At 36.4% G+C, this 15,604-nt stretch carries 14 protein-coding genes; 9 read left to right on the top strand and 5 right to left on the bottom strand.

The window, feature by feature from the left end:
* Positions 1 to 1,170 carry a nucleotide sugar dehydrogenase gene (locus tag AC1M9J_RS10710; RefSeq protein ID WP_481952299.1) on the bottom strand — a complete coding sequence of 390 codons (1,170 nt, stop codon included), beginning with the start codon at positions 1,168 to 1,170 and terminating at the stop codon, positions 1 to 3.
* 168 nt (positions 1,171 to 1,338) lie between these two features.
* Between AC1M9J_RS10710 and AC1M9J_RS10705 the strand changes: the two genes are divergently transcribed.
* The 6 genes from AC1M9J_RS10705 to AC1M9J_RS10680 all read left to right on the top strand — a co-directional run bounded on the left by AC1M9J_RS10705 (position 1,339) and on the right by AC1M9J_RS10680 (position 7,423).
* Entirely contained in the window at positions 1,339 to 2,109 is a 771-nt protein-coding gene (locus AC1M9J_RS10705) for a glycosyltransferase (protein WP_092767589.1), read from the top strand.
* Positions 2,110 to 2,120: 11 nt separating this feature from the next.
* Complete coding sequence (locus AC1M9J_RS10700) at positions 2,121 to 3,731, top strand: glycosyltransferase family 2 protein (RefSeq protein WP_481613386.1); 1,611 nt, start codon at positions 2,121 to 2,123, stop codon at positions 3,729 to 3,731.
* Positions 3,728 to 4,702: a glycosyltransferase gene (locus AC1M9J_RS10695; RefSeq protein WP_481587165.1), complete on the top strand. Its 975-nt coding sequence runs from the start codon at positions 3,728 to 3,730 to the stop codon at positions 4,700 to 4,702. The genes AC1M9J_RS10700 and AC1M9J_RS10695 overlap by 4 nt, the downstream gene beginning before the upstream one ends.
* Positions 4,703 to 4,936: 234 nt before the next feature.
* A complete protein-coding gene (locus tag AC1M9J_RS10690; RefSeq protein WP_481613351.1) occupies positions 4,937 to 5,701 on the top strand; it encodes a glycosyltransferase family 25 protein in 765 nt (254 codons plus the stop codon).
* Positions 5,702 to 5,708: 7 nt separating this feature from the next.
* Entirely contained in the window at positions 5,709 to 6,500 is a 792-nt protein-coding gene (locus tag AC1M9J_RS10685) for a glycosyltransferase family 25 protein (protein WP_180028271.1), read from the top strand.
* Between the two features lie 11 nt (positions 6,501 to 6,511).
* Positions 6,512 to 7,423: a hypothetical protein gene (locus AC1M9J_RS10680; RefSeq protein WP_481952298.1), complete on the top strand. Its 912-nt coding sequence runs from the start codon at positions 6,512 to 6,514 to the stop codon at positions 7,421 to 7,423.
* Between the two features lie 114 nt (positions 7,424 to 7,537).
* On the opposite strand, the gene AC1M9J_RS10675 is transcribed toward AC1M9J_RS10680, so the two are convergent.
* The 3 genes from AC1M9J_RS10675 to AC1M9J_RS10665 form a co-directional block, all read right to left on the bottom strand.
* The gene (locus tag AC1M9J_RS10675; RefSeq protein WP_035265580.1) at positions 7,538 to 7,753 is read right to left on the bottom strand and encodes a hypothetical protein; all 216 of its coding nucleotides are present in this window, start codon (positions 7,751 to 7,753) and stop codon (positions 7,538 to 7,540) included.
* A gap of 107 nt (positions 7,754 to 7,860) precedes the next feature.
* A complete protein-coding gene (gene aspS, locus AC1M9J_RS10670; protein ID WP_481612106.1) occupies positions 7,861 to 9,645 on the bottom strand; it encodes an aspartate--tRNA ligase in 1,785 nt (594 codons plus the stop codon).
* 147 nt (positions 9,646 to 9,792) lie between these two features.
* Complete coding sequence (locus AC1M9J_RS10665; RefSeq protein WP_481952297.1) at positions 9,793 to 10,563, bottom strand: DUF4184 family protein; 771 nt, start codon at positions 10,561 to 10,563, stop codon at positions 9,793 to 9,795.
* Positions 10,564 to 10,743: 180 nt separating this feature from the next.
* Here AC1M9J_RS10665 and znuD point away from each other — a divergent pair, with 180 nt between their 5' ends.
* Both znuD and AC1M9J_RS10655 read left to right on the top strand, forming a co-directional pair.
* On the top strand, positions 10,744 to 12,891 hold the full coding sequence (gene znuD, locus AC1M9J_RS10660) for a zinc piracy TonB-dependent receptor ZnuD (RefSeq protein WP_481952296.1): 2,148 nt from the start codon (positions 10,744 to 10,746) through the stop codon (positions 12,889 to 12,891).
* Between the two features lie 87 nt (positions 12,892 to 12,978).
* Positions 12,979 to 14,442, top strand: a complete 1,464-nt coding sequence (locus AC1M9J_RS10655) for a phospholipase D family protein (protein WP_481589246.1) — start codon at positions 12,979 to 12,981, stop codon at positions 14,440 to 14,442.
* 30 nt (positions 14,443 to 14,472) lie between these two features.
* Here the strand turns inward: AC1M9J_RS10655 and AC1M9J_RS10650 are convergent, their stop codons facing one another.
* On the bottom strand, positions 14,473 to 14,919 hold the full coding sequence (locus AC1M9J_RS10650; RefSeq protein WP_092767573.1) for a hypothetical protein: 447 nt from the start codon (positions 14,917 to 14,919) through the stop codon (positions 14,473 to 14,475).
* A gap of 199 nt (positions 14,920 to 15,118) precedes the next feature.
* Between AC1M9J_RS10650 and AC1M9J_RS10645 the strand changes: the two genes are divergently transcribed.
* Entirely contained in the window at positions 15,119 to 15,586 is a 468-nt protein-coding gene (locus AC1M9J_RS10645; protein WP_481589245.1) for an RcnB family protein, read from the top strand.
* The last annotated feature ends 18 nt before the right edge of the window (positions 15,587 to 15,604 follow it).

Below are 15,604 nucleotides of genomic sequence, written 5' to 3'. Positions count from 1 at the left end.
TTAATCATCTTTACCAAAAATATCTCTGGTATACACTTTATCTGCAACATCATTTAGTTTATCGCAATGACGATTACTAATAATTAAATCTGCCTTTTTTTTAAATTCTTCCAGTGTTTTGATGATTTTTGAGTTTTGAAATTTTTTCTCTGAAAGTGTGGGTTCGTAAATAATGATCTTGATTCCTTGTGCTTTGAGACGACACATAACACCTTGTATTGCTGACGATCGAAAATTGTCTGAACCACTTTTCATGACCAAACGATATATCCCAACAACGCTAGGGTATCTCTCCAAAATAGACTGTGCAATAAAATCTTTGCGAGTAATATTCGCGTCTACAATGGCTTGAATTAAATTGCTTGGAACTTGGTCGTAGTTGGCGAGTAATTGTTTAGTATCTTTAGGAAGACAATATCCGCCGTATCCGAATGATGGATTGTTATAAAATTTACCAATTCGAGGATCTAAACAAACACCCTCGATCATTTGGCGAGTGTCCAATCGGTATATTTGAGCGTAAGTATCTAGTTCATTGAAGAATGCAACGCGCATAGCTAAATAGGTGTTTGCAAAAAGTTTGATTGCTTCTGCCTCGGTGGAGTCAGTGAACAAGACTGGACAATCTTTTTTATAAGCACCCTCTATGAGCATGTTTGCAAATTGATGTGCTCGTTCAGAATTTTCACCCATTATAATTCTTGAGGGATATAAGTTATCCAGCAATGCTTTTCCTTCTCTGAGAAACTCAGGTGAAAATATAATATTCTGTGTTTCAAATTTACTTTTTAGTTGTTGGGTGTAACCTACAGGAACTGTCGACTTGATAATGATCGTCGCTAATGGATTGATACTTAAAATCTCAGTGATCACGGATTCGACACTTGAAGTGTCAAAATAATTGGTTGTAGGGTCATAATCAGTTGGTGTCGCAATAAGAATATAGTCTGCCTGAAAATATGCATCCACAGCATTAGTTGTTGCTTTAAAGTTTAATGGTTTATTACTTAGAAAATCAGAGATTTCTGTGTCTTGTATAGGTGAGATTTTCTTGTTCAATAAATTTACTTTATTTTGATCAATGTCTAAGGCGGTGACTTCATGATGTTGCGCTAAAATCATCGCATTTGAGAGACCGACGTACCCAGTGCCGACAATAGTAATTTTCATTATTTTAGTTCAAGCCAGATTAAATTTAATTTGACAAAATAGGGTTTCTAAGACGTGACAATTTAATGAAGATTTGATTTCAATTTTGACGAGTTTGAATTCTTATCGTTCAAGAATATTTTAACTCTGTGGTATGATGCAGCTATTGATTAGGTGGAATAAAACGGCATGTCAATACATGAAAACAATGTCTTATTAGAAGAAGAGATTGCACAAGAACAGAACATTGTTTTGTGTATGAAGTGGGGAACCAAATATGGTTCTGAGTATGTGAATCGTCTTTACAATATGGTGAAACGACACACGACTGTTGATTTCCAGATGGTTTGTCTCACTGACCGTACAGAAGGAATTGATCCAAATGTTAAATGCTTTCCTATTCCACCGTTAGCATTGCCTGAAGGCGCGCCTGAGCGTGGTTGGAACAAACTTTCAACTTTTGAGCCTGACTTATATGGCTTAAAGGGAAACGCGCTATTTTTAGATTTGGATGTTGTTATCGTTGATAACATGGATGATTTTTTCACTTATCCAGGTGATTTTTTAATTATTCACGACTGGAAACGACCATGGCGAATCACAGGTAATAGCTCAGTATATCGTTTTAAATTGGGCGCTTTCCCTGGATTATTACCATATTTTCGTGAGAACTTTGATGAGATCCGAAAAAAATTCCGTAATGAACAAGCCTATTTGTCATGGTATGTAGATAAACATGCGAAGCAAACCTATTGGCCAGATAGCTGGTGTAAAAGTTATAAATATCACTGTTTACAAAAAATCCCAATGGCGTTTTTTAAGCCACCAGTAAAACCTGAAGGTGCTAAAATTATTATTTTCCATGGTGAGATTAATCCACCTGATGCTGTGAATGGTGGCGGTGGTAAATGGTACCGCTATGTGTTGCCAAGTCAATGGATTAAGGATGCTTGGCGCTAAACATGGAAATGTTGAATAGACAAGAAAGAGCATACCGTTTATCTGTTGTGATGATGGTAAAAAATGAGGCTGAGAATTTAGCAGTTAGTTTACCTGCATTGCGTGGTTGGGTAGATGAAATCATTGTGCTTGATTCTGGAAGTACTGATCACGGACGTGAACTGGTCGAAGCTGCTGGCGGTCAATGGTTTGTGAATACAGATTGGCCTGGTTTTGGTAAACAGCGTCAATTGGCGCAAAGCTATGCGACTGGTCATTGGATTCTAGCATTGGATGCTGATGAAGAAATTACTGAAGAATTAAAGCAAAGCATTTTAAAAGTTATCCAAAACCAACCTGCAAATATCGTTTATGGAATTAAACGCGTTGATTGTGTTTTTGGACATGAGATTGACAATCGTTATTGGTCAATAAAAGCGCATTGGCGTTTATATCCTAAATCATTTCAATATAACGATAATTTAGTGCATGAATCTATTGTTTTGAATCAAGCTAGAACAGAAACATTGAATGGATTCATGTTGCATCATACTGCACCTACACCAGAATTTTTACTCAGCAAAAGACTCCAATACGCGAAAGCGTGGGCAGTTGATCGTTTTAATCGTGGAAAATCAACTTCATCATTTGCAATTTTACTGCATGCATTCTGGGCATTTATAAAACAATATATTGTAGATGGTCGTTTTTTGAAAGGCCGCTATGGTTTTTTATACTCGTTAATATTTGCGCAATATACTTTTAATAAATATGCAATTTTGTATGATCTACATCATAACAATGCCGAAGGAAAGTTTGTTGCTGAACATCAAGCATTGCAGAATCTAACTTCAATCGAGCTTGGGACAGAAAAAAGATCCACTTTATCATTGGTGATTATTTTAAAAAATGAGTCAAGACATTTGGCAGATTGCTTAGATAGTGTGGTTGATCTCGTGGATGAAATCGTCATTCTAGATTCAGGAAGCACGGACAATACTCGAGAAATTGCTGATCGTTACGGTGCAAAATGGTTTGTGAATACTGATTGGAAAGGTTTTGGTAAGCAACGTCAATTGGCTCAAAGTTATGCCACTCAAGATTATGTGTTGGTTCTAGATCCAGATGAGCGATTGGATCAACCTTTACGTGATTCGATTGCAGAAATTCTAAAGCAGCCAGTACAGTATGATCGAGTGTTTAGTTTGGCGCGAGTGAATTTATTCTGTGGTGTTGAAGTTCAAAAACGAGGCTGGTACACCGACAAACTTGCAAGACTTTATTCACGTGAGCATTTTAAGTATTCAGATTTAGAAGTGCATGAATCTTTAGACCAAAAAGGGGTTTCAGCACAATGTTTGCCAGGTTATTTGGCTCATTTGACCAACGATGATTTACATCATTTCTTGCTCAAAAATGTTCGATATAGTCATGATTGGGCAAAAGATAAGTTTAAAAATGGAAAAAAAGTCAGTTTAATTGCCTTAATATTTCGATCAATATTTTCATTTATTCGAGAATATATTATCCGAGGTGATTTTGTTGGTGGAGCATATGGATTATTTTTGGCAATCGCTTCGATGGGATACACCTTTAATAAATACGTGATGCTTTGGCAAATGAATCAAGAGAAGAATAAATGAATATTGTAATCGCAAATATGTCGACGATTCCAGTTTTTGCTTACGGTGGAACGGAGCGAGTTATTTGGGATTTAGCAAAAAAATTAGTCGAGTTCGGTCATAAAGTCACATTTATCGTCCCGAAGGGCTCAACTTGTGATTTCGCAGAGGTTATTGAAATTGATCCTTTTAAATCTTGGAATCAATTAATTCCTGAAAATACAGATATCGTTCATTTTCAATTCCAACCTAAAAACCTTGAAATTGATATACCTTATGTTGTGACAGAACATGGTAATGCTCAAGTGGGTGATTTGTTAGATAGAAATACTATTTTTGTTTCAAAAAATCATGCAGAGAGACATCAGTCGAACAGTTTTGTTTATAACGGCCTCGATTGGTCAAATTATGGTAATGTGAATTGGAAAGCCAAGCGTGATTATTATCATTTCTTAGGTAAAGCGGCTTGGCGTTTAAAGAATGTCAAAGGTGCGATCAATGTTGCTTTAAAAGCGAAGCAAAAATTAGATGTATTGGGTGGTGACCGCTTTAATTTTAAACGAGGCATACGCTTAACATTTTCTCCAAATATTCGTTTTCATGGTATGGTGGGCGGTCAAGAAAAACTCGCACTATTAAATGGTTCAAAAGGTTTGATTTTTCCAGTGCGTTGGCATGAACCATTTGGTTTAGCGATTATCGAAAGTATGTATTTCGGGTGTCCAGTTTTTTCAACGCCTTATGGGGCTATTCCAGAATTAGTTCCTCATTTTTGTGGAAAACTTTCACCTCAAACCGATGAGTTAGTCGATGCTATTTTGAATCAGAAATATGATCCTTTACAGTGCCACGAACATGTTAAAGAATATTTTAATGCTGAAAAAATGATGTATGGATATTTAGAAAAATATCAAATGGCTGTTGAGGGTAAAGCATTTAATTATCAAGCTCCATCATTATTGAAAGATAGCACTCATTTAGATTGGCATTAAAAATGCTAAACTCTCATGTAGTTTTTAAATGTATTGCAAAGGTTCTAATGTGTAATTAGACAAACTAGAAAAACTCAATTTTATGGATAGATATTTTTTAATTAATCTAAATTAAAGTATAATGTATATGTTTTTTTCATACTAGAACTGTTGAATGTGAAATTTATTAACAACCATAATGTATTAACTTTTTTTATTTTATAAGCTTAGTAAAAAGTAGATCCCCAATTTTATATGAAGAGTTTTGTTATAAGTTTACCTTCTGCTCATGAGCGAAGGAGTCATATCACTGAGGAATTTCATGCAAAAAAAATTGATTTTGAGTTTTTTGATGCTCTAACTCCCGATTTAGCCTACGAAATTATAAAATCCGATTTTGATTTTTTTGACCTGACTAAAATTAGTGAAGGTGAATTGGCGTGTGCATTGAGCCATATTACTGTTTGGAAGAAAGCGCTGAATGATGGTTTGGATTATGTTGCGATCTTTGAAGATGACATTTTTTTAACTGAAAATGCATCTTTATTTTTAAAGGATAGTAGTTGGTTAGAACAAAATATAGATATTTTAAAGATTGAAACTTTCTTCGAGAGAGTAATTTTAAAAAAATCAAAATTAAGTAAAGAAAAACATGTAATAAGTGAGCTAAAAACAGATCACTTTGGGGCTGCGGGATATATACTTTCGAAAAAAGCCATAAAGAATATTCTAAACTATATTCAGCATCAAACAACGTTGAAACCATTGGATCACATACTATTCTCTGATTTGCTTAAACACAATGATTATATTGTTTATCAGTTGGAACCTGCCATTTGTATACAAGAGAAAGTTCTCAAGCAAGAAATTACGCTCGTTAGTTCGCTAGACGCTTTCCGCAACAATTTTAAAGTACCAAAACAAATGTTGAGCATTGATCAAAAAATCAAACGAGAATTTCTTCGTTTGATTCATAAGTTGAGGCTATGTTTGTTTGCTAGAAAAGTAGAGTTTAAGTAGCTGAATTATGAGAAATTTTGTTATTAGCTTAGAGACTGCTAAGAGCCGACGTGAACACATAAGCATTGAATTCAATCGTCAAAATATTGGTTTTGAGTTTTTTAATGCGATTACACCTGATTCTTGTCAGAAATCGATTAACTTATTAGATCTAAATTTTCAAAAGACAGAGCTTACAGAAGGTGAAATAGCTTGCTTATTGAGTCACCTCACTTTGTGGAAAAAAGCAGTTGATGAGCAATTTGATTTTATTACTATATTTGAAGATGATGTTTACCTGGGTCAAGAGAGTCATCTACTTTTAGAGAATTATAATTGGATACCAAAAGATACACATATAATCAAACTTGAAGTTTTCTCAAAAAAAATAAAAATGGCTTATCAAAAGCAAGCTATAGTACCTGGTAAACGAGCGTTGTATCAGCTGAATGGTATACACTTAGGTTGTGCTGGCTATATTTTATCTAGAAAGGCTTGTGAACAATTATTGCAATATGCTCGAAGTCTTGATGAAATGGTGGCTGTTGATCATATAGTTTTTGAATTATTTGATCAGTCAACTCAGTATACTCCATATCAATTAAGTCCTGGGTTGTGTATTCAAAGCGATATATTAAAGCCTACACAAAAAGAAATTTTTGAAAGTAGTTTAGAGCAGAATCGTCGTAAGCGTTTTGATATTCAAGTACAGCATATCAAGCAGAAATTGACGTTTAAACAAAAGGTTGTACGGGAGTGGTTTAGACTCATTCAGCAACTGTTGGATGTATATCAGCACCGAACAATTAAGTTTAAATAGGAAAAATATCGATGGGTGATGAGAAGGTTATTCTAGCTGCTGCTACAGGTTACAGTGTTTCTCAAATTTTAGCGTTCATAAACTCTTTAGATCATACTGGATTTGATGGTGAACTTGTTTTAATCATTTATCGTAAACAATTAGAAGAATATAGAAAACACTTAAAGCATATTCAACACTACACTATTAATTACCAATTTAGTTCTATGGGTAAGCTACACTATCGTAATGATTATGTTGGATTACTCAAACATAAGTTGGCACGACGTTGCGCCACTCTGTTTTTTCAATTTGTAGCTAAAATTCCAATGCAAGGTTGGAAAGAAATCGCTTTGAACTATGCGAGTTATCCTCATGTAGGTCGTTTCTTTGAGTATCAAAAAGCGATTCGACTTCGTCCAAATGCTCAAAAAATTCTTTTATCTGATATTCGGGATGTAATTTTCCAAGCTCCACCACTTGATGGCATCGTACATGGATTGTATGTCGGGATGGAAAAACAAAAGGTTAAATTAAAGGATGAGGCTTATAACGCTGACTGGATTAAAGATGCATACGGTGTAGAAGTCTTAGAGCAAATGGGAATGCAGCAGATTTCATGCTCAGGAGTAAGCTATGGTGATCGAGAGTCAATGCTGGCTTATATTCAGTTAATGATAAGTGAGTTTTGTAATATTCCATATAAAATCATGTCGAATCGAATTTATGATCAAGCCATGCATAATAAGTTGATATTCGATGGTCGTATACCCAATATTCAATTCTGCCAACCTAATGATTCCAATATAATAACTTTAGGGTTATTTTCGCAAGAAGAGATATCTTTGTTAGATGGCAAAATAGTCAATAAAGATCAATCTGTGATTCCTATAGTGCACCAATATGATCGACATAAGTTTTTATTAAAAATTTTAAACCCTTAAGTATTTAATTTATATTTAAAAATTAATAATTTATTGATAATAGGTGAATCTTGTCAGATGAATACTGACTTAATTTAAGCAAGAGAAGAATGAAGAGGGAAGTAAGCTCAATGCTTATTTATCCGCATTTCCTTTAATCACCATATAAATAAGTGCGGCGATTGAACCAAACGCGGCAATGAAACTACTCGTACTAAAGAACACGATACGCTGATAAGTAGTGAGGTTAAATAGTTGTTCATTCAAGATATAACGCATAAATGCCCATTGCACGATGCAAAATACAATAATAATGATTGTATGACGACGAACATCAGGACGCATAGCCATATGAATGAACTCTTAAATATTTTCTGAGATTATGCCATTTTTGAGCGTTTATCTCAATGAAATAAAAACCCTGCAGTTGCAGGGTTTTTATTTAGATCAACAAAACGTTATTCTTGTGATTCAGCTTTTGGTTTTTCACGTAAGCGAATACCAAGATCACGAAGTTGAGTTGATTCAACTGGTGCAGGTGCTTGTGTTAAAGGACATTCCGCAGTTTTCGTTTTCGGGAATGCAATCACATCACGAATAGAAGAACCACCTGTCATTAACATCACAAGACGGTCTAAACCGAATGCTAAACCACCGTGTGGAGGTGCACCATAACGTAAAGCGTTTAATAAGAAGCTGAATTTCTCTTCTGCTTCTTCTTCACCAATACCTAAAGCTTCAAAAATTGCTTTTTGCATTTCTAGGTTATGAATACGAAGCGAACCACCACCGATTTCAGTACCGTTAAGCACCATATCGTAAGCTACAGATAATGCTGCACCTGGGTTGTTCTTCACTTCTTCTACGCTAGATTTAGGCAGCGTGAATGGGTGGTGAACAGAGGTCCATTTGCCATCATCAGTTTCTTCAAACATTGGGAAATCAACAACCCAAAGTGGTGCCCACTCGCAAGTTGCCATCTTCATGTCATGACCGATTTTGATACGTAAAGCACCCATTGCATCGTTTACAACTTTCGCTTTATCTGCACCGAAGAATACGATATCGCCATTTTCAGCACCCACACGTTTTAATAGATCAAGCACGATTGGCTCGATGAATTTCACGATAGGAGATTGTAAGCCTTCAATGCCTTTTTCCAGCTCATTGACTTTAATATAAGCTAAACCTTTTGCACCGTAGATGCCGACGAATTTAGTGTATTCATCAATTGCAGAACGTGGAAGTGAACCTGCACCCGGAACACGTAACGCAACAATACGACCTTTAGGATCTTTAGCAGGACCTGCGAATACTTTGAACTCTACATCTTGCATTAAATCTGCAACGTCAACGAGTTTAAGTGGAATACGTAAGTCAGGCTTGTCAGACGCATAGTCGCGCATTGCATCTGCATAGGTCATACGTGGGAACTTATCAAATTGAACATTAAGAAGTTCTTTAAACATCTTAACTGTTAAACGTTCCATTAAATCCATGATGTCATCGTCACTCATGAACGATGTTTCAACGTCGATTTGTGTGAATTCAGGCTGACGGTCAGCACGTAAGTCTTCGTCACGGAAACATTTAGCAATTTGGTAATAACGATCAATACCACCCACCATTAACAATTGTTTAAATAACTGTGGTGATTGCGGAAGAGCGTAGAAACTACCATTTGATACACGGCTTGGTACTAAATAGTCACGCGCACCCTCAGGAGTCGCACGTGTCAAAATAGGTGTTTCAACGTCTAAGAATCCGTTTTCTTCGAAATAGTTACGAATAAGGTTTGTTAATTTAGAACGGAAACGTAAACGCTCTAACATTTCTGGACGACGAATGTCCAAGAAACGATATTTCAAACGAATTTCTTCTGAAATATTAGTATTATCATCATTTAATGGGAATGGTGGAGTTTCAGACGCTGCTAGAACTTCAATTTCTTTACCTAATACTTCGATTTGACCACTCACCATGTTGGCATTTTCAGTACCAGCATAACGACGGCGAACGCGACCAGTTATTTTTAATACAAATTCAGAACGAGCTTTATCAGCTGTTTCGAAAGCTTCTGGTGTATCAGGATCAATAACCACTTGAACTAGACCATCACGGTCACGCATATCAAGGAAAATTACACCACCGTGGTCACGGCGACGGTGTACCCATCCGCAAAGTGTAACGGTTTGATCAATTTGAGCTTCGGTTAATGAACCGCAGTAATGAGTTCGCATCATAGCGTTAAAAATCCAACTATATGGGTTAATGAAAGCGTATACGTAAACAGCGTAACGCCTTTATACAAAGGGTGAATTATGCCTCTTTGAGACTACAGTCACAAGGAGAAGATTATGAAAGCCCTATTATTTAATGCAAATTTAAAATTAAGACGATCCTTCGAATAATTCCAATTGATCTAGGATTTGAAAAACAAGCGCACAAATCGTAAACGTCAATAGAAAGCCTCTAAAGAAATAATTAATTGAGAAGCCAATGTAACCATATAGGTCATTTAAAATGGCTGTATTGTAATTAGAGTTGAAATGAATAAATCCAAATAATCCACCTAATATTGAAATTAGCACGGATACCACAGCAAAAATAGTGATAGAACGAGTTACTCTGAATGGTTGACGGTAAGTACAAAAATATTGTTTTGCAAACCATAAAATAAAGGGCAAAACGATAATAGAGGTACCAACCTGTAAAATGCGATGGAGGGGATAGTATTGCCCCAAAAGATTGATTTGCTTAGCTAATAGATCATGAAAAGCAAAGGTTCTGTAATCAACATGAGTTAAACCATCCCAAAGGATATGACTGCTGATACCCAAGATTAATGAAATATTGATCAGCACCAAGAATTGAAAGACAGATCTAAAGTTCGAGAGTTTTAAGGGATTGTAAATACCAATCCATCTAAAAAAAGTAGGTCGTAATAGTGCATACCACAATAGACAGAATGCCATTCCCACCAATAAATTGGGATATAGCAATGCGCTCCATTGATGTGAGATTTGGATATGTTCGTCTGTAAAAAGACGAAATAAGTCAGGGACCATGCAACCAATTGCTAGAGCAGAAATAGGAAGTGTTCCTTTCGATGCTTTATGCAAAATTGGTGCGAGTACAGCATGTGAAATTGTAAAGGGCATTGCTGAAATATATCAAAAAAATGCTATCCGAATTTTATAGATTAACATTGATATGTAACCCATTGGTTTAATTATATGAAGGTAATTAATTTGGAGTAAATGAATGAAATATGATTGAAGTTTGGTTGAAATGTTATATTATAACAACAATTGTAAATTCTCGAATTTTGAGCTTGTCGTATGAACTTTCATAAAAATATCATTACTGCCTCCGTCTTGGCAGTGATAGCATCCGCAGCACATGCTGATCAAAAACAAAAAAATGTTCAATTAGATACAATTTCTTCTACCGCACATCCATTGGTTCAAACAGCTGCTGACTTCGCTGTAGCAGATCATGTGATTGATCAAAAAAAATTATCTGAAAGACCAACAACCATAGGTGATGCGTTAGCCGATGAGTTGGGTGTTTATTCTAATCAGTATGGAACAGGTGCAAGTCGTCCTGTGATTCGTGGCCAAGATGGACCGCGTGTAAAAGTTTTACAGCATGCTTCTGAAACTGCTGATGTATCAACACTTTCTCCTGACCATGCCATAACGGTTGATCCTATTTTGGCGAAGCAAGTGGAAGTTATCCGAGGACCTTCAACATTACTGTACGCAGCTGGAACTGTGGGTGGTTTAGTCAACGTGACTGATCAAAAAATACCGACACAAATGCCAGCTAATGGTCTAGAGGGGCAAGTGGGCGTCCGCTACAACTCTGGGAGTGATGAAAAACTTGCGAGTGCAGGTGTAACAGCAGCTATAGGTGAAAATTTTGCACTTCGTGTTGAAGGCACGAAGCATAAAGCCAATGATTATATCCCTTTTAAAGGTTACTTCACTGAACATCATCATGAGGGTGAGACAGAGCCTCATCGTGAAAGTGCAAAACGTGTAGAAAATACCTTCTCAGAAGGTCAAACAGTTAATGTCGGCGGCTCATGGATCCATGATCGAGGTTTTGTGGGGCTGTCATATAGTAATCGACAAGATAAATATGGATTACCAGGTCATAGTCATGAATATCATGGATGTGAATTGCATGGAGATCATTTCCATTGTCCACCACCTAATTCAGCGCACGACCATGAACACGAAAATGCTGCAGGTCCATGGGTTGACTTAAAATCTGAACGCTATGATTTGCGAACTGAATTAAATGATCCATTAAAAGGATTTGAAAAGCTGCGAGCTCATTTAAGTTTTACAGATTACGAGCATGATGAACTAGAAGAAAATGAAGTTATTAGTAACTTTAAAAGTAAGGGTTATGATGGTCGTTTAGAGTTGGTTCATATACCGTTGTTAGGTTGGGAGGGTGTTGTAGGTGTACAAGCATCTCAGCAAAAAATAAAACTTAATGCGCCTGAGGGACATGACCATGATGAAGTTGATCATGGTGACCATGATCATAGTGATCACGATCATGAACATCATGGTCATAGTCATGATGTTCTGATGGCGGATACAAAAACCAATAAGTACAGTTTATTTGCACTAGAACATAAACAGCTTGGTCCTGTGCATGTCGAATTGGGCGCTCGTGTAGACCATCAAAAAATTGATGTCGATTCCAATCAAAAGAACTACTCAGGGACTGCTGTTTCAGGATCAGCTGCAGCTAATTGGGAGTTCGCGCCAAATTATAAGTTGTCTCTAGTGGGGTCTCATCAACAACGTTTACCGCTAGCTCAAGAGTTATATGCAGATGGTCTTCATTTTGCAACAAACACATATGAGCTAGGTAATCCAGATATTGATAAGGAAACATCAAATAATCTAGAGTTAGGTCTCCATTATGAAGGTGATCAGCTCGATTATCATGTTCATGTTTATCACAATTGGTTTGATGACTATATTTATGGTGCAACTGTAGCTCAACAAGGCAATTTACGTGGACTTAAATATACGCAGGATAAGGCACGTTTTTATGGAACTGAGGCTCAGCTAGGCTATCAAATTAATGATACTTACAAGGTGAGTGTGTTTGGTGATTATGTAAGAGGCAAGATAGAGGGGGAAAATGCTCCACGTGTTCCTGCTGGACGACTTGGTACAAAGGTGGAAACCAATTTTGCTGATGGTTGGTCTGGTTTAGCTGAGTATTATCATGTATTCACGCAAGATAAATTTGCTGACTTTGAAAAAGAAACCCAAGGTTATAACATGGTCAATGTTGGTGTGTCTTATGCTGGGCAGTTAAACAATCGCAACGATTATCGGGTTTATTTAAAAGCAAATAACTTGTTGGATGATCAGGTTTATTCGCACAATTCATTTTTATCGAATATTCCACAAATTGGACGTAATTTCACCGTTGGTGTTGAATACGGATTCTAATTTACTCCAACGTGTTAAAAACAGTTTAATGCTTGAAAAAAGGTAAATTAAAACCTAGTCTGAAAGTATCGGACTAGGTTTTTTGTTATGCGTCTATTTAAACGAATTCACCAAAAATTAAATTGGTCAAACCGACGTTATGTTGGTCTGATTCTTGGTATGCTGACCATTGGCTATTTAGCTTCAGCGCTTTATCATATTTATAAACCATTACCAGAAGGGCTTAATTATTCCGGTAAATTACGGCATGCAAATGTGAAATTCCTAGCAGACCAAACTTATATAGATACGGCGGGTCAGCGACAGCAGCATCAGATTTTTGATGAAATTCTCAATCTTATTGAGCAAGCGCAAACCACAATTGTGTTAGATATGTTTCTGTTCAATCCTGAAACTGGTCAGTCTCAAAATCAACATCGCGCATTAACACAAGAACTGACTCAAGCACTCATTCAAAAAAAGCGTCTAACACCGAATATTGAAATTAAATTAATCACTGATCCTATAAATTCAGTTTATGGTGGAATAATCCCAGAGCACTATCGACAACTCAGACAAGCAGGAATTGATGTCATAGAAACAGATTTATCACCATTACGCGCATCGAATCCACTGTGGTCGGGCATTTGGTATTTTTGTTGTCAGAGTTTAGGAAATAATGCTGAGAAAGGTTGGTTAAGTAATCCTTTCGGGGAAGAAAAAATTACCATTCGAAGTTATTTAAATCTTTTTAATTTTAAAGCGAACCATCGTAAAACCATCATAGTGGATACATCCGAGGGATGGAAAACACTAGTGACTTCGATGAATCTGCATGATGGAAGCTCAAGCCATTCTAATGTAGCACTTGTGGTCGAAGGGCATACAGCTGTCGATATTTTAAAAACTGAACAATCAGTGGCTTTATTTTCTAAAGCAAATATTCCAATGGTTATTGTGGGAGATGTACCAGAAGATAAACAGTTGCCACAAGTGCAAGTACTGACAGAAAAAGCAATATATGATGAAGTGCTGAAACTGATTGAATCTGCTCAAGGTGCTGATGCAAAAATAGATTTGGCAATGTTCTATTTATCAGAGCGAGAAATTATTGAAGCCTTAATTAAAGCTCACCAACGCGGTGTTAAAGTTCGTGTATTACTAGACCCGAACAAAGATGCATTTGGACGTACTAAAAATGGTATTCCAAATCGTCCTGTCGCGACAGAGCTCTATAAAGCTGGAATAGACGTACGCTGGTGTAATACACAAGGTGAGCAGTGCCATTCAAAAATGATTACTAAGCGTAGTTCAAATCAGGTTGAACTGATTTTGGGGTCGGCTAATTTTACTGCTCGTAATTTGAAAAATTATAATTTAGAAACTGATTTACGTGTTATTGGCTCTTCAAATCAGCAAGTTTTTAAAGATGCAGTACAGTATTTTGATACTGCTTGGATGAATTTAGAGGGTAAGCAAATGAGTGTTGATTACTCAGAATATGCAGAAGATTCAAAAATGAAATATGCCATTTATCGATTCATGGAATGGAGTGGTCTCTCAACCTTCTAAAAAAATCCCTCGAAAGAGGGATTTTTTCATTTATGGATTCGGTGGAACTAATTTATCGAGTTCCTTATCATCAATCTGATCGAGCTCTTTAATATCGGTTTTAATTTTCCACTTAGACTCATCCTCAACAGGTTGAGGTAAACGTGCTTCTAACCAATCACAAACCACATCTGGCGTAAAATCAGGATGATTACACTGAATCACCCAAGATAAGAATTGTTTCGCCTCACCATTCATATAGGGTGGAGGAGACACAGGTAAAAACTGAGTGGGTAGGCGTTCATTTTTAGAAATGTAATTCAATACATGACCAAGTTCTTGAACCGTTTGCCAAGCTAAGGCATGGTCGATATTGATTTGAAATTTAAACCACCATGCATGTTCACCATCAGTGCCATAAGAATCGATATAGTTTTCTTGGACACTCGGAACTTTACAAAAAAATTGGTGCAGGCGATCAAAACTCATTTCAGGCACGGTGGATAATCTCGCAAAGTTAAAAATGGTTAGTCTAGCAGATTTACAAACAGACTCATGCAGATAAATACAAGGTCTAAAGTATTAAATTTAAAATTTTAAATAATGTTCAAGATTTCTACATGATTGATCTATATTTAAGCTTTAGAATGAATTTTGAAAATAAAAGTAATCTTAAATTTGGAATGAGGTAATAGAGATGAACAATACATTATTGGTTAAGACTCTATTGGGTTCAGTGATTCTTTTAATAACGAGTCATACTTTTGCAGATAGTTGGGGTAATTACCAAGGTTCTAAGGTTCGACCTGTAAAACCAACACAGACTCCAATATATACTGGTAATGCAGATCGTCTAAGTAAGCCAGTCCCATTGCAACAACCACGTTTTGCTCAGAATAGACCTCAATTACAGCGACCATATCCTCCTTATCCAGCGTATCCGCAGCAGAATGGGATTACAGTGATCTATCAACAGTCTTTACCGACCACGACGACATATTCTAGCAAGCAGTCAAGTTTCGTAAATGGGCAGGGTGGTACTATTGAAATGAGTCAGTATATGCTGATTTCAGATTGGCGTCGTTATGGTCTTCCTGCACCACAAGTTGGAATGCATTGGATATACCAAAATGGTCGATATATCCAGATGCCAAATGATCGTTAGATGCTTGTTCCAACTTGC

The organism is Acinetobacter sp. ANC_7588 (assembly GCF_056783995.1).
Note: the sequence above shows the minus strand (reverse complement) of the source record. Positions and strands in the feature narration are given on the sequence as shown.